This window comes from Leucobacter sp. WKLB1 (genome assembly GCF_059696215.1).
Window position 1 is genome coordinate 2,803,872 of sequence record NZ_AP046115.1, and the last position, 18,687, is coordinate 2,822,558.

Annotated in this window: 17 protein-coding genes; 4 read left to right on the forward strand and 13 right to left on the reverse strand. The window is 66.8% G+C overall.

What is annotated here, in order from left to right:
- Nucleotides 1–77: 77 nt before the first annotated feature.
- The 9 genes from ACZF5Y_RS12900 to truB form a co-directional block, all read right to left on the reverse strand.
- Complete coding sequence (locus tag ACZF5Y_RS12900; protein ID WP_497533030.1) at nt 78–1,748, reverse strand: LpqB family beta-propeller domain-containing protein; 1,671 nt, start codon at nt 1,746–1,748, stop codon at nt 78–80.
- A complete protein-coding gene (gene mtrB, locus ACZF5Y_RS12905; protein WP_497533031.1) occupies nt 1,745–3,439 on the reverse strand; it encodes an MtrAB system histidine kinase MtrB in 1,695 nt (564 codons plus the stop codon). Before mtrB ends, ACZF5Y_RS12900 begins: the two co-directional genes overlap by 4 nt.
- A gap of 9 nt (nt 3,440–3,448) precedes the next feature.
- Entirely contained in the window at nt 3,449–4,132 is a 684-nt protein-coding gene (gene mtrA, locus ACZF5Y_RS12910) for an MtrAB system response regulator MtrA (protein WP_497533032.1), read from the reverse strand.
- A 112-nt stretch (nt 4,133–4,244) separates the two neighbouring features.
- Nucleotides 4,245–4,697, reverse strand: a complete 453-nt coding sequence (locus ACZF5Y_RS12915; RefSeq protein WP_497533033.1) for a metallopeptidase family protein — start codon at nt 4,695–4,697, stop codon at nt 4,245–4,247.
- 16 nt (nt 4,698–4,713) lie between these two features.
- A complete protein-coding gene (locus tag ACZF5Y_RS12920) occupies nt 4,714–6,111 on the reverse strand; it encodes a DUF5719 family protein (protein ID WP_497533034.1) in 1,398 nt (465 codons plus the stop codon).
- Nucleotides 6,111–9,155: a glycosyltransferase family 2 protein gene (locus tag ACZF5Y_RS12925; RefSeq protein WP_497533035.1), complete on the reverse strand. Its 3,045-nt coding sequence runs from the start codon at nt 9,153–9,155 to the stop codon at nt 6,111–6,113. Before ACZF5Y_RS12925 ends, ACZF5Y_RS12920 begins: the two co-directional genes overlap by 1 nt.
- Nucleotides 9,156–9,211: 56 nt before the next feature.
- Nucleotides 9,212–9,526, reverse strand: coding sequence for a WhiB family transcriptional regulator (locus tag ACZF5Y_RS12930; RefSeq protein ID WP_075201299.1), 315 nt, complete (start codon nt 9,524–9,526; stop codon nt 9,212–9,214).
- A gap of 168 nt (nt 9,527–9,694) precedes the next feature.
- Nucleotides 9,695–10,051, reverse strand: a complete 357-nt coding sequence (locus ACZF5Y_RS12935) for a hypothetical protein (protein WP_497533036.1) — start codon at nt 10,049–10,051, stop codon at nt 9,695–9,697.
- Entirely contained in the window at nt 10,048–11,007 is a 960-nt protein-coding gene (gene truB / locus ACZF5Y_RS12940; RefSeq protein WP_497533037.1) for a tRNA pseudouridine(55) synthase TruB, read from the reverse strand. Before truB ends, ACZF5Y_RS12935 begins: the two co-directional genes overlap by 4 nt.
- 57 nt (nt 11,008–11,064) lie before the next feature.
- Between truB and ACZF5Y_RS12945 the strand changes: the two genes are divergently transcribed.
- Nucleotides 11,065–11,976: an iron-sulfur binding domain-containing protein gene (locus ACZF5Y_RS12945; RefSeq protein ID WP_497533038.1), complete on the forward strand. Its 912-nt coding sequence runs from the start codon at nt 11,065–11,067 to the stop codon at nt 11,974–11,976.
- A gap of 3 nt (nt 11,977–11,979) precedes the next feature.
- On the opposite strand, the gene rbfA is transcribed toward ACZF5Y_RS12945, so the two are convergent.
- Nucleotides 11,980–12,414, reverse strand: a complete 435-nt coding sequence (gene rbfA / locus ACZF5Y_RS12950; protein ID WP_053354137.1) for a 30S ribosome-binding factor RbfA — start codon at nt 12,412–12,414, stop codon at nt 11,980–11,982.
- Between the two features lie 103 nt (nt 12,415–12,517).
- On the opposite strand from rbfA, the gene ACZF5Y_RS12955 reads away from it, so the two are divergent.
- From ACZF5Y_RS12955 to ACZF5Y_RS12965, 3 genes are all read left to right on the forward strand, one after another.
- On the forward strand, nt 12,518–13,366 hold the full coding sequence (locus ACZF5Y_RS12955) for a DUF805 domain-containing protein (RefSeq protein ID WP_497533039.1): 849 nt from the start codon (nt 12,518–12,520) through the stop codon (nt 13,364–13,366).
- Nucleotides 13,367–13,492: 126 nt separating this feature from the next.
- Entirely contained in the window at nt 13,493–13,933 is a 441-nt protein-coding gene (locus ACZF5Y_RS12960; RefSeq protein ID WP_497533040.1) for a helix-turn-helix transcriptional regulator, read from the forward strand.
- Nucleotides 13,934–13,943: 10 nt separating this feature from the next.
- Nucleotides 13,944–14,354, forward strand: coding sequence for a VOC family protein (locus tag ACZF5Y_RS12965; protein WP_497533041.1), 411 nt, complete (start codon nt 13,944–13,946; stop codon nt 14,352–14,354).
- Between the two features lie 106 nt (nt 14,355–14,460).
- On the opposite strand, the gene infB is transcribed toward ACZF5Y_RS12965, so the two are convergent.
- From infB to nusA, 3 genes are all read right to left on the reverse strand, one after another.
- A complete protein-coding gene (gene infB / locus ACZF5Y_RS12970; RefSeq protein ID WP_497533042.1) occupies nt 14,461–17,187 on the reverse strand; it encodes a translation initiation factor IF-2 in 2,727 nt (908 codons plus the stop codon).
- A gap of 75 nt (nt 17,188–17,262) precedes the next feature.
- Entirely contained in the window at nt 17,263–17,520 is a 258-nt protein-coding gene (locus ACZF5Y_RS12975) for a YlxR family protein (RefSeq protein ID WP_497533043.1), read from the reverse strand.
- A 153-nt stretch (nt 17,521–17,673) separates the two neighbouring features.
- Nucleotides 17,674–18,669 carry a transcription termination factor NusA gene (nusA, locus tag ACZF5Y_RS12980; protein WP_497533044.1) on the reverse strand — a complete coding sequence of 332 codons (996 nt, stop codon included), beginning with the start codon at nt 18,667–18,669 and terminating at the stop codon, nt 17,674–17,676.
- Nucleotides 18,670–18,687: the final 18 nt, after the last annotated feature.

An 18,687-nucleotide genomic window follows, 5' to 3' on the forward strand; every position in this document is an offset into this window, starting at 1 on the left:
AGCGATCGGTGCGCTGTGCACGCGTCATTTCGGCCAACGGCACGCGACAATCGCCGCACCGCACAGCACCGCACCCGCTACCCGCGTTTCGCGAGTACCGCGATATCCGTTGCCGTGCGCTGCCACCCGCTCGCCTGCGACGCATACAGGTCGCCCCGCTGCCCGAGTACGCGGAGTTGGGTGCGCGCCGAGCCGCCCATGAGGTGCACGCCGCTCTGCACGGACCCCTGATCGATGGGCAGTAGCCCGACTCCCCCGAGGGTCACGCGACTCGTCGAGTCGCCCTTGGTGAGCACGGCGAATCGCGTCTGGCCGACCCAATCGAGATCGACGGGTGTTCCCGATGCCCAGAGTTGCACGTCGGCCTCATCGGTGGTGCGCAACGGCGCTCCGTTCTCGTCGCGCACCACTCCGGCTACGAGCACTTGAGAGCCGTGCTCGTCCGAGAGGAGTGCTGCGATGCGGCTGCCATCGGGAGAGAGACGCACCGCAACGGGCGACCGACCCGCGAGCCAGGGAGCCGAGATCTGCACGGAAGTGCCGTCTCGGGTTGTCGCCTGCAGTGTCTGCGCCGAGCCCGGCTGCAGCGTCCAGATGTACCCGAAGCGATCGAACATGGGCGGGAGCAGCCCGGTGCGCTCATCGATCGACACCACTCCAAGCGCGTCAACGCGGGTCACGCCGCCGCCGCTGAGCAGCGCGGCCGCGTCTCCGGCCGGATTCAGCGTGATCGCGCTCGGATCGTAGTCACCGAGTGTGTTCTCGAACCCCTCAGCCGCGATGAATTCTCCCGACACAATCGTGCCGAACTGGTCGCCGCTCAACACCGCCGCATCGGTGACGTCGTTCACGAGTTGCGGCTCTGAGGTGCCTTCGGCGCTGTCGAACCGCACCGCCGTGCCCTCGGCGGTCAGGTCGAAGCCGCTCACGTTTTGCACGGTCTGGAGGCTGAGACGCAGTTGCTGCCGAATTTCGCCCATCGCGGTCGGGCTCGCCTCGAGCACGTTGCCCGTCAGGTCGATGCGAGCGCGGCCGTCAGTCACCGGCACTGAATTCATCACTAGCGCGGTGCCCGTTGGAAAACCGCTGTGCACGACTTCGGAAAGCCGCTCGCCCGGCCCCGCGAGCAGCGCTCCCACGATCTCGGTCGGGAGCGCGGCCCGAGTCATGAACCAGCGGGTCTCTGGCACGAGCGTCTCACCCGGGCCGACGAAGTAGAGCTGGTGCTGCGACCAGATAGTGGTGAACATCGTGGTGTCGAGAATGATGCCGTTCGGCGCCGACGAGATGCGCCATTCGTCATCGACTCGTTCGAGCTCGAAACGCAGATTCGTGCTCTCCCCCGGCTCGATCGGGAGCATGAAGCCGTCGACATCGAGCTTCGCGGTTGCGGCAACCGCGAGCGTTCCCGAGCCGTCCTCATTCGCGGTGAAGGGGCGACTCCCGTCGTCGATCAGTACATCGGAGTCCGGGTTCCACTGCGAGGCGTAGTTCGGCGCGAGGAACTCGCGGGCCACGGCGTAGTTGTCTTCACTGGAGGTCGCCGCCTGTACGAAGCCGCGGACGATATCTTCCTGCGACGCCCCGACAGCGGGTCCGTCCGGGTTGTACTGCACCTGCTGCTCCGCCTGCTGCAGATTGTCGAGACCGACCTGCACCGGGCCAGAACCGGGAATCGCATTGCACCCGGTCAGCGCGAGCGCCGCCCCGATGATCACGGCGATCGCACCGCATCGTGTTCGCTTCACCGCTTCTCCTTCCGAATTCTGCGCCCCGGGCGTCGCAACCAGCCACCGGTCGCGGTCGGATCCCCCGCCGCTGCGACGTCTTCCGGTACGAGGGGCAGGGGCGACATGAAGCTGACGGCCTCACCTCTCGGCAGCGTCAATCTGAAGTTCGTGCCCTCGCTCAGACGCGACCATGCCTCGATGATGCCGCCGTGCACGGCCGCGTCCTCCTGCGCGATGGCCAGCCCCAATCCGGTACCGCCCAACGTCCGCTTTCGTGACGGGTCCGCGCGCCAGAATCGGTCGAACACGTGCTCCAGATCTTCCGATCGCATGCCGATGCCCCAGTCGCGCACCGACAACGCGATCGCCGCGGCGTTGGAGTCGATGGACACGACGATCTGACGCCCTTCACCGTGCTCGATCGCATTGCCGACAAGATTCGACACGATGCGACGGATGCGACGGGCGTCGACGTCGATGGGCGCGTAGCCCCCGAGCGGGCGTACTTCGATGATGCCCTTCGAGAGCGGTTGCAGCCCAGCGACCACCTCGGTCGCGAGGGTCACGAGATTGGTCGGCTCGGTCTCCAAGGTCACTCGACCGGCGTCATACCGCGAAATCTCGAGCAAGTCTTCGAGCAGCGATTCGAAGCGATCGATCTGGTCGCCGAGCACTTCGACAGCGCGCTGCTGGCCGGCTTCAAGCCCCTGCGCGCTGCTCTGCAGCACCTGACTCGCGAGGCGCACGGTGGTCAGCGGTGTGCGCAACTCGTGCGACACGTCGGAAACGAACCGCTGCTGCATCTCGGAGAGTTGATCGAGCTCCTGAATGCGCATTTGCAGGGTCTCGGCCATGTCGTTGAAGCCCTCCGAGAGCACGTCGAAGTGCTCGTCGTTCTGCAATGGCATGCGCGCTTCGCTCTCGCCGGCTGCCAGCCTGCGGCTCGCCGCAGCCGCTGAGCGGATCGGTCGGAAGACGATGCGCGACATGATCCACACCAGAATGCCGATGAACGCCATCATCGCCGCCGCGGTGATCAAGAGGGTGCGCTGCACGAACGCCAGCGTGTCTTGGGTATCGGCGAGGTTGTAGCCGATGAAGAGGTCGTAGGTGCCTGCACCCGAGGGGAACGTCAGGCTCGATGCAACGACAATTCCTGAAGAGATCGCCCCGTTCTCGGCAGTGAACGTAACCGCCTGCCAGTGCTGGGCCTCGGTTGTCGACTGCACGGCTCGCGAGAGTTCCGGGCTCACCGCGTCGGGCAGCATGGTGCTCGTGAACGAGGGCGGCGGCGCATCGGCGAAGCTTTCTTGACCCGCTTGTCTGCGCAGATAGACCATTTGGCTCGACGAGGTGTCTTGCACGGTGCGCCTTACGGAGGCGGCGAGCGTCGACAGACCCCCACGATCCGTTGCGTCCGAAGCATCGATTTGCCTCTGGGCTGCTACCGTCGCTCGCGCGGAGTCTTGCAGCGCCTGCTCCATGCGCGACGAGTACAGGTCGTCGGCGACGCTCGTCAAGATGAAGATGCCCGCCACCAGCACGATGAACCCCGTGACCATGCCGGTGATAGTCATGGTCCGCAGCATCAGCGAACGCCGCCAACGCGCACGGAAACGACCCAGTACCGGTTCCGAGAAGCGGAGCCACTTCAAACGAGCGCGCCGCACCGCGGTGATGATCGCTGATCGGCGCGCGCGCGACGACATCACGCCCGCCTAGTCGACGGGGGTACCGGCACGGTACCCGACCCCGCGCACCGTCGTGACGATGGTCGGGTGATCCGGATCTTGCTCGATCTTCGCGCGCAGACGCTGCACGTGCACATTCACCAGGCGTGTGTCGGCCTTGTACTGGTAGCCCCACACCTTCTCGAGCAGCACCTCGCGCGTGAACACCTGCTGCGGCTTGCGGGCAAGGATCGCGAGCAGGTCGAATTCCAAAGGAGTCAGCGGAATCGGCAGCGAGCCGCGTCGCACCTCATGCGCGGACACATCGATCGTGAGGTCGCCGATGCGCAGCGTCTCGACTGAGTCTGGCTGCGGTTCGCGCAGCCGAGCCCGGATGCGCGCGATGAGCTCGGCGGGGTTGAACGGCTTCACGACGTAGTCGTCGGCGCCGGCTTCGAGCCCGCGCACAACATCGCGGGTGTCGGTGCGAGCAGTGAGCATGATGATCGGCGTGCCCGACTCGGCGCGGATCTTCTCGGCGACCTCGATGCCGTCGAGCCCAGGCAGCATGACGTCGAGCAGCACCAGGTCAGGCCGCATCTCGCGAAACTTCTCGACCGCTTCCGCGCCATCGACGGAGTGCTCGGTGACGAATCCTTCGCCCTGCAGCACCATCCCCAGCATCTCCGCCAGAGCCCTGTCGTCGTCTACCACCAAGATGCGCGCGCTCATGGTTCCCATTATGTCTGCAAAGCATCAAGAACTGCGGAATGCATGGCACTCGTCAGTCGAACGCGGCGACCGCACTCGGTCGAGAACAGCGCTGAAGCGGGGCGAGCAGCCCTCAGTAGTGGTCGAACCGACCCGGAATCAGATCCCATGGGTCGGCGCCGAGATACTCGCAGACCGCCCGGTACACGCAGTACTCCAGGAACGACCGCCGGTGCTCGGCATCGTCGACGTGCAGCCCCTTCGCCCGCTGGATCGGCATGCGGTAGAGCACGATGCTGCGCGACGCGCGATCGATCGTGTAGAGCAGGGGCAGTTGGCTCTCGCCCGGGGCCTGCGATGGAGCCGTCTGAAACCCGAACCGCACTCCGCGCAATTCATCGGGCAGATACCCCTGCACGACCTCTACGGCGGCGCGAGCGTCAACTTCGAATCGACGGAATCGACTCTCGGGGTCGGGCAACGTCGGCCCTGAGAGCGACGAGCGGATCGGCCGCCGCCCATGCCGTGAGCCACGACCACGAGACGGCACCTGCGGGGCTTGCGGCTCCCTGCGACGACCGAACATGCCTTGAGTCTACGCGCTAGCGCGGGTAGACCGTGAGCGTACCGTCGCGGGGGTCGGGAGCGATGATCGGGTACCCCGCGATCGACGATCCCGACATGATGCGCACGCCGGCGTAAACGGGGGCCGAGCTCGTCAGCACGGCGTCGGCGGGGGCGTCGACGGCGAGAGCCGCACCCGGTTCGACGGTGGCCGTTGTCGGCTTGCCCGATCCGTTCGAGCGCGTGATTTCAATCTTCGCCTCATCGGTGCCGGGATTCACGACGACGAGTCTGCCGCCCTTCGCGACCGGCACGGCGACCTCGGTGTCTGCGGCGATCACGGACGCGGGAGTGAACCACTCGAAATCGTGCGCTTCGTCGGTACCGGCCGCGCCCATGGCGCTCGCGACGATCGGAGCATCAGCGTCGATCTCGATCGCGTTCGCCCCGGCCGGCAGCGCGGCGACACTGAGTTCGCCCACGGTGTTGGGCAGGAGGTCGATGGTTCCCAAGTCGGTCGCTTTGCCAGCACGATCGACCGCACGCACCGTCGCGGTGCCGCCGGAGTCACCGGGAGCGAGCGCCCGCACAACGACCGGGTACGCGTCGCCCTCACCCGAGTCGTTCGGCCCGCGGTCGTCGCCGTCCGCGTTCTCGAACGCCGGAATGACGAGCGAGGTCTGAGGCTCGACCTGCGAGGTGACCGCAGACGCGCCGAACGGCGTGATCCCCGAGCTCTGCGCCACGCCGAGGTGAGCAGTGACCGGCGCTCCGGTGCTCTCGACGCGCACCGCGAGTCGTTCGCGATCAGGGGCGTACCCGTTCACCGACACGATCTGCTGCGTTCCGGGCGCAACGAGTACGCCCGCTGTCTGCACTGCGTCGACCGCACCGTTCTCGTCGTACACACTGATCGTCACCGTCGCCGGCACCGAGCCGGGGTTGCCCAGGCTCAGGGTCGTCGAGATACCGAGCGACGTCGCTCCTCCGATGAGCCATTGCTCATTGACGGGTTCTGTGCAACTGCTCGCGACGGTGCCGCGCAGGCTGTCGGAGTTCACCGTTTGGGTCTGCACCGTCGCCAGCGGGTCAGATGCCGAGGCGGTGATGACCCCGGGCAGTCCGCTGTCTCCCGAGGACCGAGCGAGCACCGAGTTGCCCGAGGCTGAGCCCGAGAGCGCCAGCGTGGGCTCCCCCGCGGGAATCGCCACTCCGGGCTGCGAGGTGTCGGCCCCGAGTTCGGCGAATGCGCCGGCACACACGAGCGTGCGCGTGGTGTTCTGCGTGGTGTCGACGGTGATCGCAAGGGGCTCCACGGTGACCGAGGGGAGCTCGATGGTGCCGGCGAGCACCGCAGTCGCACCCGCTGCTACGACGACGAGTAGGCCGGTAACGGCGCGGGCGCCGCCGCGCAGCAGTCGTGATCGATCGGCCATCAGCGCGTCCCCTCGGTTGACTCAGTGTCGTCGCCCGCGGGTGCATCGGTCGTCGGTGATGCAGGCGCCGGATCGCCCGAAGCTTCGCTGTCTGCGGCTTCGGGGGCGGTAACGGGCTCACGCTTGGACTCGAGCTCCGCATCGGGTGCCCCCGCATCGACCCTGTCGATAGTCGGGTCGGTGTGCACGGCGGCCGACGCCGATTCTGCGGCCACCGCCGCGGCGGCGCGTTCGCGTCCGGCGCGCGACTTGCGTCGCGACGGCTTCTTTCGACGCTCCGGTCGGTAGGTCACTTCGGCCGTCGGCAGCGCGAGCAGCAGAACCCCGAGCAGCACGACGATCTGAATTGCCCAGATCGTCGATCCGCTGAGCGAGGTGCCTCCCAGCCGGGTGCCCGCATCACCGGGGTCGGTAGCGGCGGCTTCAGGCTGCTGCACTCTCCAGAGTAATCCCTGTTCGGTGAGCCCGGCGCTTGACAGCGCCTGATGCTGATCGAAGACGCGCTGCAACTCCGAGCGCTCGAGATCGTCTCCGCCTGCGGGCAGCAGCACGAACCCGACACCGGCTTCGTGCAGAGCATCGGTCACATCGGCGCCGCCCACACTGGCCAGACCGCCGACGAGATCGGCGAGCTGCTGATCCTCAGCGCTCGCTTCTGGCGTGGTGACCGAGGTCCGGATCTCGTCGAGTCGCAGGCCGCTGCCGGTCACGAGCTCGGCGCGCACCGAATGCGCGCTCTCCGCAGAGATCACCAGGGTACGCACGCCGGGGTCGGTCTCGCCCGCCGCCTGCACGAGCGCCGGCATCTGGTCGCTCGCGGGCGCGAAGCCGACTCGATCGAGCACGAGCTGCGTGGCGACCGGGCCGACCGCCACGATCGCGGCGATGAGCGCGACCGACACCACCGGTGCGGCACCGCGCCGCAGGGCGTGGGCGCCCACGGCGGCGAGACCGACCAGCGCGATCCAGTAGAGCGCCAGGCCTGAGCCCGTCCAGACCGAAATCACCGTGTCGCCGGCGACCGTCAGTTGCAGCTGCGCCGCGGCAACCGCGGTGGCGAGGCCCAGACCCCCGAGAGCGGCATGGAGCAGCGTGACGGCAACTCGACCGGTGAAGAGCCCCAGGAGCGCGAGCAGGGCGAGCGGCAGCATGAGCACGCCGACGAGCAGGGTCGCCGGAGGCCCGCCGAGTCCGATGCCGTCGAGGATTCCCGCCCATCCCTCCAGACCGAACTCCGGGAATCCGAGCATCAGGTGCCAGGTGTTCCCCGGCTGGAACGGTGAAACGATGCCCGGGTCGACGAGGATGTCGAGTGGACGCCCCGCGATCAGGCTCGTCACGATCTTCGGCGCGAAGAGCATCGCTGGCACCAGTGCGGTCGTCAGTACCCGAGCGGCGCCTCGCAGGGTCGTGCAGAGTCCGATGACCAGCATGACCAGAGCTGCAGGAATCAGGATCGGCGCGGAGGCGAGCGCCGCCGCTGCAAGCAGCGACGCCGTGCCCGCCCAACTCCACGATTCTCGGCAGCGTGCGGCAGCGAGCAGCAGCCACGGCAGTACCACGGCGAGTACGAGCGTCTGCAAGCGGCCCCCGGCCAGCGACCCGAGCAGCACCGGGCTCAGACTGAACCCGAGCGCGAGCAGTGCGCGCCCGGCCTTCGACTCGGTGAGCTGTGCTCCCCAGATCCAGGCGCCGAGCGCTGTCAACGGAATCGATACCACCATGAGCAGCACGATGATGTGCGAGGGGTTCCAGAACGTCAGCGACCCGAGCAGTGCGAGGACCCAGGTGAACGGATCGGCGGGGTTCCCGTCAATGGGCCGGGTGTTCGACCACAGCTGATCGATCGAGCTCAGCGGTGCCAAACCTCCCCCGAAGAGGCTGGTTTGCGGCAGTGCCCACCACAGCAGTACAACGGCAGCGACCGCGGATCCGGCGAGCACGGCGAGGCCGCCCGACGAGATGAAGTGCATCTCGCGACGCTGCTGCCCGGTCGAGGCGAGAATCGCCTCGCGATCGATCATCCTCGCCGTGCGCACGGTCTTCGGATCGATGCGCAACTGCCGCACGGCGGCCCACCCGGCGGTTGAGTGAGATCGAATGCGTCGGCGTGACGCGAGAATCGCATGCGGGGTGAAGAATACGGAGAAGGTCGCGATCAGCTCGCCGAGCATGTTGCCGGGCTGTTCGCGGATCAGCGCCCAGAGCACGCGCAGAAGGGCGTAGATCGGCAGACCCAACCACTCGAAGAACGCGAAGAATGCCGGAGCGTAGGAGATCCGACGATGCAGGTGCGACGCCCGGGCCTGACGATGGGCCTGCCGCATCACCGAGCGGCGCCGGTCAATGCGCGGGCCGGCGATACCGCTTTGCGCAAAACGCACACGCGAGGCCGGAGCGACCTCGACGCGATGACCGGCGAGCCGCGCGCGCACGCTGAAATCGAGGCCGTCATCGTAGACGGGCAGTGCGGGATCGAACCCGCCGAGCTGCTCCCAGACGTCGCGGCGCACGAGCATGCCGACCGGGCCGACGCCCAGCACGTCTTGCATGTGGTCGTACTGCTGTTGATCGAGCTCCTGGCGGCGCAGCGTCCATCGAGCGCCGTAGCGTGTCAGGCTCTGTCCCAGCTCGATGATGCGCTCGGGGTGATCCCAGTCGACGATCTTCGGGCCGGCGACCACCACTGAGGGGGCACGCTGCACGCTGCTGAGGATGTGTTCGAGTGCCTCGGGTTCGGGGCATGAGTCTTCGCTGAGCAGCCAGATCCACTCTGCCTCAGCCGCCGCGTCATTCGGTGCGGCCGGCGCCAAGGCCTCGACCCCGCGCGCAACCGCTTGGCCGAATGAGACGCGAGTCGGAATGCCGACCACTCTCTCGGCGCCGCTCGCGAGCAATTGCTCGCGCACCGAATCGGCGCCGCCGTTGTTGACCGCGATGATGTTCGCGGGCGCCAGCGTCTGGCCGGTAATGCCGGCGATGGTCTGGTCGAGCCATTCGCCGCCCCGATGGGCGACCAGGATGGCGGTTACTCGCGTGCGCATCACTCGGTCAGTTTAGGTGCGGAAATTGTGCGCACCGTGGAGCCATGCCGTGCGGGTCAGATCGCGTCGCGGCGCAGCTTGCGGCGCTCTCGCTCGGAGAGGCCGCCCCAGATGCCGAAGCGCTCATCGTTCTCGAGCGCGTACTCCAGGCAATCCGAACGTACTTCGCAGCCCTCGCAGATGCGCTTGGCTTCTCGCGTCGAGCCGCCCTTCTCGGGGAAGAACGCTTCGGGGTCCGTCTGCGCGCACAGCGCATCCGTCTGCCACGCGAGCGCTTCGTCGTCGCCCTCGCGACGGATGCCCGGGGTGCCGAGGAAAACCGGATCGACGAACCAGTTGCCGGGTACCGGCGTGTGCGATGTGTCGCTCAACAGACCGTCCCTTCCTCGACGTCAGCGATGCGGATTCGCGATCGCACTCCCATAATTACACCGTTGTGATTCGTTCAAGTCAAGCTGAGGATTTTAAACCCTCGACAATGCATTGAGGGTGGTGGACACGCTGGCGTGTCGCAACTGTGCTCCGATCTGTCGGATGCGTCATCCCCAGATCACGAGCATGCGGTAGGTCATCACCGCGACGGAGAGATGCACTACCGCGAGCACGAGGTTGGCCCATCGCGTGCGGTCCACGAGCGCCCAGAACCCCGCACAGAGCGGCAGCAGCAGCGCCACGATCAAGTACATCCAGAACTCGAGCGGGTCGCCCACCGACGAGTTGCCCGACGCCGGAGCGGCGATCGAGACCACGACCTGCGCCACCAGCAGCAGCGCGACGAGCAGCGTCGCGCCCATGGTGTAATCGTTCGGTGCGCGCTTGCGGAGCGCCTCCACGGAGCACAGACCGGCTGCCAGCAGCGCGATTGCAATGATCGCAACGGCGAACCACAGGATCACTGCGAGGCCTCCTGCACGACCGGAAAGTTCGTGACCGCCCGCAAGCGCCCCCGCTTCACTTCGACAAGCCCGACAAGACGCTCTCCGGGGCCGACGGCCGCGACCAGCGGGGCATCGTGGTCAGTGCCCCCCTCCGCATCGATCACCACTTTCTTGCCATTGCCGAGATCAACGGACTGCGACTCGGTGAGGTCGACGCGGGGAAAGAGCGCCGTCGCGACCGACGTGGGGTGCAGCAACGGGAGCGGCCCACCATCTGCGAGCTCCGCCGTAGCTGCGGCGCCGCTCACGTCGAACGGTCCGACGTGCGTGCGGCGCAGCGCAGTGAGGTGACCGCCGACGTCGAGCAGTGCCCCCAGGTCACGTGCGAGCGCCCGAATGTAGGTTCCCGACGAGCAGCGCACAGTCGCGTCGATGTCGATGACCTCCGCACCTGACTCATCGGTCCTGCGCACCGGATCGCCGAGCTCGAAGGCGTACACGGTCACGGGCCGCTTCTTCAACTCGACCGTCTCACCCGAGCGCACACGGTCGTACGCGCGACGGCCGTCGACCTTGATGGCGCTCACCACGCTCGGCGCCTGCTCAATATCGCCCGTCAACGTGGCCGCTGCGGCAATAATGCGCTCGCGCGTGACCGCTGCGATCTGTTCGGGAGTCGCCGCGCTGATGCGCTCGCCCTCGCGATCATCGGTCACGGTTGCCGACCCGAGGCGAATCGTCGTGACGTACGTCTTCTCGAGGCCCACCAGGTGCGTGAGCAGTCGCGTCGACGGCCCGGCGCCCAGCACGAGCAGCCCGGTCGCCATCGGATCGAGGGTGCCGGCATGCCCGACCTTGCGTGTGCCCAACGCGCGGCGCGACTTCGCAACCACGTCGTGACTCGTCCACCCCTCCGCCTTGTCGATGAGCAGAATGGCACCCTGGGCGGGCAGCGGAGCGGGGTCGTTCGTCACCCTGACAGCCTACGCGGTCATACCTCGCAGTCGGCCTGCGCGCCTACACTGGAGCCGATGAGCGCAGCAGAAGGGACCGGTGGCCCGGCGGCATCGGCCCTCGCCGAAGCGTTGAACGCCTGGTACCTGCGTTCGGCTCGCGACCTGCCCTGGCGGGCGCCCGATCTCTCGGCCTGGGCGATCCTCGTCTCTGAATTCATGCTGCAGCAGACGCAGGTCGACCGCGTGCTCCCCCGCTGGGTGAATTGGTTGGAGCGCTGGCCGACGCCGTCGGCGCTCGCCGCGGAAGAACCCGGCGAAGCGGTGCGGGCGTGGGATCGCCTCGGCTACCCGCGCCGCGCCCTCTGGCTGCACCGTGCCGCCGTCGAAATCGCGGAGCAGCACGGCGATGTCGTGCCCAGCGATGTCGATGCGTTGCTCGCGCTCACCGGCGTTGGCCCCTATACAGCGCGGGCCGTCGCCGCATTCGCCTACGGCGAGCGTCACCCCGTCGTCGACACGAATACCCGGCGGGTCATCGCACGCGCCGTCCACGGTCGCGCCGCCGCGGGAATGCCGGCGCCCGCCGATCTCGCCGATATGGACGCGCTGCTCCCCGAAGAGCGCCTGTCAGCGGCAATCTTCAACGCTGCCGCGATGGAACTCGGCGCCGTCGTGTGCACGGCTCGCGCACCGAAGTGCGACACCTGCCCGATCGCCGACTGGTGCGAATGGCGCGGTGCCGGCTACCCCGACAATGCGCCGCAGAAGCGCCCCAAGCAGGCGGCCTTCGCCGGAAGCGACCGCCAGGTGCGCGGCCGCATCATGGCTCTGCTGCGACGGTCTTCCGAGGCAGTCACGCGTGAGCATGCGCTCGCAGCTGCCGCCGACGGCGGCGTCCGCGATCCGGAGCAGCCGCTTCGCGCCTACGACTCGCTCATCGCCGATGGCTTGATGGTCGAATTCGAGGGTCGCGCGCGGCTGCCGTAGCGACTACTCGCGCTCGTCGTCTTCGCGCGGCTTCACGTACGGATCGGCCTCGCCCGCATACTGCGCACCCGATGCGAGTGCCGCCGACTCCTCGTCGCGACGCTTGGCCTCGGCCAGCAGATCGTTGAGGTGCTGTGCACTCTCGGGAAGCTCGTCGTGGATGAACTCGAGCGTCGGAGTCAATCGCGTGCCCAGCTGCTTGCCCACTTCCGTGCGCAGCATGCCGGTCGCCGCTTTCAGCGCAGCGGCAGTATCCGTCTGCTCCTGCTCATCGCCGTACACGGTGTAGAAAATGCTCGCGTGCTGCAAATCGCCCGTCACGCGAACGTCGGTGATCGTGACAAAGCCGAGGCGCGGATCGCGCAGCCCCTTCTCGAGGCGCCGCGCGATGATCTGCTGGATGCGCTCGGCGACTTTACCCGCCCGTGGATTACTCATGCGCCCAGCCTACCGCTGACACTTTCCGAGATCGTCCCGACACTTCCCTCTACGATAGAGAGCAGTCGGAACATACGCGACCGTCGCTTGAGGAGGCGCTTTCATGACTTATCCGCCCAACCCTGAGAACCCCGGAGCTCCCGAGGAGCAGCCGGAACCGGGCTCGGAGTCCGCGCAGGACCCCGCGGCGCCCCAGTCGCCGGCCGCTCCGCAGTGGGAGTCGCCCGCACAACAGACGCCGCCGACCTTCGAGCCGCCGCAGTCTGGGGCTCCCCAGTACGAGGCGCCGCAGTACGGTGCACCTCAGTACGACGCCCCGCAGCAGCCGCCGCCCCCATACGCACCCCCGGCAGCCTCACTGTACCCGAACCAGCCGCAGCCCCAGTACGCGTCGGCCCCGGCCTACGCCGCGGGTGTCACGGGCGTGCCCGGGCCCGGCGAGCCGTTCAACGGTGCGATCGATCCCGAAGATCTCCTTCGCCCGCTCTACGGCGCGACGTTCGGTCAGTCGGTGCGTCGCTTCTTCAAGAACTACGCCAACTTCTCGGGCCGCGCCTCTCGCAGCGAGTACTGGTGGATCGCGCTGTTCTCGTTCCTGGTGACCCTCATTCCGCTGGTGCTCTACATCATCGGTATTGTCATGCTGGCGAGCGCGAGTGCAACTTCGTCGTACTACGACGACGACTTCGGCAGCGGGTACGGATCGGCGACGGCCGCACCTGCCGCGGGTGTCGGCATCGGTCTGGTCATCATCGGCGCGATCCTGTTGCTCGTCATCGGCCTCGCAACACTCGTGCCGGGTCTCGCTATCTCGTGGCGCCGGTTCCACGACGCCAACTTCGCCGGGCCGTTCTACTTCCTGTCGTTCATTCCGTACCTGGGCGGCCTGGTCGTTCTCGTATTCATGTGCCTGCCCCCCAGCCCTCTGGGGCGACGCTTCGACCGCGTCTAAGCACGGCAGCACCCACTGGGGCCCGCACTTCTTCTTCGAGGAAGTGTGGGCCCCAGTGGTTTCCGGGTTGCGGTGCCCCGCAGGTTGCACGCGCGCTCAGAGGTGCCAGGTCGATACAGTGAGGACATGGATGCCGATCGCGCCGAGCAGCGCCTCCGCGATCTGGAACGCATGCGCCGAGTGCGCGATCGCATCGACCGCGATTACGCAGCGCCGCTCGATGTCGGCTCACTGGCCGCTGACATCGGATACTCGGCGGGTCACCTGAGTCGCGAGTTTCGCGCTGCGTATGGCGAGTCACCCTACAGCTATCTGATGACGCGGCGCATCGACCGGGCGATGACACTGCTTCGGCGGGGTGATCTCAGCGTCACGGAGGTCTGCTTCGCCGTCGGCTACGGTTCGCTCGGCACGTTCACGACCCGCTTCACCGAACTTGTCGGGGTATCACCCGGCCGATATCGGCGCGAGGGCACCGCTCCCCTGATCGGTCTTCCGGGGATCGTCACCCTGCGGGTCACCAAACCGGTCAGGAATCGAGAAGTTCCCCCAAGCTCGCCTGACTAGCGTGATGTCTATGAAGATCAACATTCACGTTACGTTCCTCCCCCACCTCGACCCTGATGCCTCAGCCGCGTTCTACCGCGATGTGCTGGGGTTCGAGATTCGCAATGACGTCGGCTACGAACAGATGCGTTGGATCACCGTTGGGCACCCAGATCAGCCCGACACGTCGATCGTGCTGACCCCACCCGCGGTCGATCCGGGGCTCACCGACGCCGAGCGACAGACGATCAACGAGCTCATCGCAAAGGGCTCGTACGCCTCGGTCGTGTTCGCGACCGACGATCTCGACGGGCTGTTTGAGCGTGTCGAAGCGTCAACGGTCGAGGTGCTGCAGGAGCCGATGGATCAGGATTGGGGCACGCGCGATTTCGCGTTCCGTGACCCGGCCGGCAACACGGTGCGCGTGCAGCAGCTCGGCTGATGCGGCGGTGCGGCTCAGGCCGCACCGTACGCCGTGGTACGCCAGAGGGCGGGCAGGATCACCATTCCGTGATCCTGCCCGCCCTCTGGCGTGGAGTGGCCGGCGACTAGTCGCGCGGCTTCTCGACCATTTCGGTGGTCTCGATCTCATCGCCGATCTGGATGTCGTTGAACTTGCCGAGACCGATACCGGCCTCGAAGTCCGTCTTCACCTCGGTGACGTCGTCCTTGAAGCGACGCAGCGATTCGATGGCGAGGCCATCGGCGATGACGACACCCTCGCGGATGACGCGGGCCTTGGCGTTGCGCGTGATCGTACCGCTGCGCACGATGACACCAGCGATGTTGCCGAACTTCGAGGAGCGGAACACCTCGCGGATCTCGGCGACGCCCGACTGGACCTCTTCGTACTCCGGCTTGAGCATGCCCTTGAGCGAGTTCTCGATGTCATCCAGCGCGTTGTAGATGACGTTGTAGAACCGGATGTCGATGCCTTCGCGAGCGGCGCGCTCGCGGGCCTTGACGTCGGGGCGCACATTGAAGCCGATGACGATCGCGTTGTCGATCGTGGCGAGATCCACGTCCGACTCGGTGATCGCGCCGACGCCGCGGTGCAGAATGCGCAGCTGCACCGAGTCGTCGACCTCGATCTTCATGAGCGATTCCTCGAGTGCCTCAACAGCACCCGACACGTCGCCCTTGATGATGAGGTTGAGCGACTCAACCTTGCCGTCTTCAAGCGCCTTCGTGAACTCTTCGAGGCTGATGCGCTTGCGGGCCTTCGCCAGCATGGCGTTGCGCTCGGCGGCTTCACGCTTCTCAGCGATCTGGCGCGCCGTGCGGTCCTCGGAGGTGACGATGAAGTTGTCACCCGCGCGCGGAACGCTTGAGAGACCCTGCACCTGCACCGGGCGCGAGGGCAGTGCCTCGGCGACCGCGTCACCGTTCTCGTCGGTCATCGCACGGACACGGCCGTACGCGGTGCCGGCGACGATCGCGTCACCGACGCGCAGCGTACCCGACTGGATGAGCACGGTTGCGACCGAGCCACGACCCTTGTCGAGCTTTGCTTCGATGGCGACACCGCGGGCGTCCTTGTCAGGATTCGCGCGGAGGTCGAGACCGGCGTCAGCGGTCAGCAGCACCGCGTCGAGCAGGTCGTTGATGCCGACGTTGTTCTTCGCCGAGACATCGACGAACATCACGTCTCCGCCCCACTCTTCGGAGACGAGACCGAACTCGGTGAGCTGCTGACGCACCTTCTCCGGGTTCGCGCCTTCCTTATCGATCTTGTTGACCGCGACAACGATCGGCACGTTCGCCGACTGCGCGTGGTTCAACGCCTCGATCGTCTGGGGCATGATGCCGTCATCTGCCGCGACCACGAGGATCGCGATGTCCGTGACCTGCGCACCACGAGCACGCATGGCGGTGAACGCCTCGTGACCCGGAGTATCGATGAAGGTCAGGGCGCGCTCGCGGCCGTCGTGCTGGGTGTGCACCTGGTACGCACCGATGTGCTGCGTGATGCCGCCGGCCTCGCCGCCGCCCACGTCCGCCTTGCGGATCGCGTCGAGCAGTCGGGTCTTACCGTGATCGACGTGGCCCATGACCGTGACGACCGGAGGACGGGGCAGCAGAACGTCGTCGCCCTCTTCCTCGAGCTCGGCTTCGATATCGATGTCGAAGCCTTCGAGCAGCTCGCGATCCTCGTCTTCGGGTGAGACAACCTGGATCTTGTAGCCGAGCTCGTCGCCGAGAATCTCGAACGTGGCCTCATCGAGCGACTCGGTCGCCGTCGCCATCTCACCCAGGTGGAAGAGGATGGTGATGAGGTTCGATGCGCTGGTGTCGATCTTGTCAGCGAAATCCGAGAGGGACGCACCGCGACGCAGACGGATCGGGGTCGATCCGTTGCCGCGAGGTACGCTCACGCCGCCCAGCGACGGCGCCTCCCGCATTTCGAACTCTTGCCGCTTCGCCCGCTTCGACTTGCGTGCCTTGCTCTTGGAGCCGCCACGACCGAACGCGCCCGCCGTGCCGGCACCGCGGCCTCCACGGCCACGGCCGGCGAATCCGCCTGCCGGGCGAGGTGCGCCGAAGCCACCTCCACCGGGTGCGCCACCGCCGCCACCGGGACGGTTGAAGCCGCCGCCACCGCCACCGGGGCGGTTGCCGCCGGCACCACCGGGACGACCGCCACCGGGACGACCGCCACCGGCTGCGCCGCCCTGGGGGCGGGCCGCGGGGCGAGGAATGTTGCCCGGGTTGGGGCGGCCTGCGCCGCCACCGGGACGACCCATGCCCTGACTGGGAGCGAACGGGTTGTTGCCCGGACGCGGCGGGCGGGGAATGCCCATGCCCTGGCTCGAGGCGAACGGGTTGTTGCCCGGACGCGGGCCGGCGGGCTTCGGAGCGCCGGGCTTCGAACCCGAGTTGCCCTCAGCGGAGGCACCGGCGTTGCCGCCGGGCTTCGCTGCAGCGGGCTTCGGTGCGCCGGGCTTGGAGGCGCTGGGCTTCTTGTCAGCGGCCGGAGCTGCGGCGGGTGCCTCAGCAGCGGGCGCGGCAGGCTCTGCCTGGGGTGCCGGCTTGGGGCCGGGCTTGGGTGCGGCGCCGGGCTTCTTCGGCGCAGGCTTGGGGGCGGCGGCGCTGTCGTTCTGCGACTGCGTCACGCCGTCGGCAGCGAGTGCTGCCTTGACTTTGCGCGCCACGGGGGGCGCGATGCTTGACGAGGACGCCTTGACGAACTCGCCCATATCTTTGAGCTTGGCCAGAACGACCTTGCTATCGACACCGATCTCCGCAGCGATCTCGTGTACGCGTGGGTTTGCCACTTTTCTCCTGTCTGGGTTCACGCCAGACAGGCGAGAACCATTGATTAGCGGACGGGCTTCATCGTGAGCCGCTCATTAGTTGTCCATGAGTGTTTTCAGCCTGTTCTCTAAAGGGCTTGCATCGAGCTTCCCCGATGCTCGCAGCGCTCGAGGGAACACCCCTCGGGTCACTGCGCGGTTCACACATTCGAGTGTGGGATGCACCCACGCTCCTCGCCCGGGAAGCACCGCACGATCATCGACGTCGAGTCGATTCTCGTGTGCGACCACCCTGAGCAATTCTGTGCGCGAGGCGCGTTGACGACACGCGACACAGGTCCGAACCGCATCCATCTTACCAGCTTCCGCATTTCAGCACGCCCGGCGGTGCCCCACCTCCCAGGTGGGGCACCGCCGGGATGAGTAATGTGCCGCGAAGGTATCGCGGCGTCATGACGCACTCCGCGCTCAGCACTGCGCTTCACCGGGAGTGCGTAAGCACCGTGGTTAGTCGTTCATGATCGAATCCGGCTGGATGTCGATCTTCGCACCCGTGAGCTTGGCGGCGAGTCGAGCGTTCTGGCCTTCCTTGCCGATGGCGAGCGACAGCTGGAAATCGGGAACCAGCGCGCGCACCTGCTTGAGCGATTCGTTCAGCATGAAGACGTCGGTGACCTTGGCCGGCGACAGTGCGTTGGCGACGAAGGCGGGCAGCTCTGGCGCGTAGTCGACGATGTCGATCTTCTCTTCACCGAGTTCGCCCATCACGGCACGGACTCGGCTGCCGAGTTCTCCGATGCAGGTGCCCTTGGCATTGATGCCCGCCTGCTTTGCGCGAACTGCGACCTTGGTGCGGTGGCCGGCTTCGCGAGCGAGCGAGACGATTTCGACGAGGCCTTCGGCAAGCTCGGGCACTTCCCGTTCGAAGAGCTTGCGCACCAGGCCGGGGTGCGTGCGCGACACGATGACCTGCGGCCCCTTGGTGCCTTTGGAGACGCTCGTCACGTAGACGCGCAGTCGAGTGCCGTGCGCATAGTTCTCGCCCGGCACCTGCTCCTCAGGTGGAAGAATCGCTTCGAGCTCACCGAGGTCGATGTGCACCATGCGCGGGTTCGGCCCCTGCTGCACGACGCCTGAGACGATTTGCCCTTCTTTGTCTTTGAAGGTGCCGAGCACGGCGTCGTCGGTGAGGTCGCGGAGCCGCTGGTTGATGACCTGCTTCGCTGCGCTCGATGCGACGCGACCGAATTCGTCGGTCGTCACGTAGGCTTCGCCGATGACGACTCCGTCGGCGTCAAGCTCCGGGATGAGCACGGAGATCTCGCCCGTCTTGCGATCGAGGGTGACCCTCACGTCGCTTTCACGGGGCACGGGGAGCTTCTGGTTCTCGGCGTGACGCAAGTAGGCCGACTGGATCGCTTGTTCGATGATCTGAATCAGTTCGTCGAAGGGGATCTCTTTTTCACGTTCGATCTGTCGCAGCGTGACGAGTTCGATCTTCACGGGGCCTCCTGTGTATTG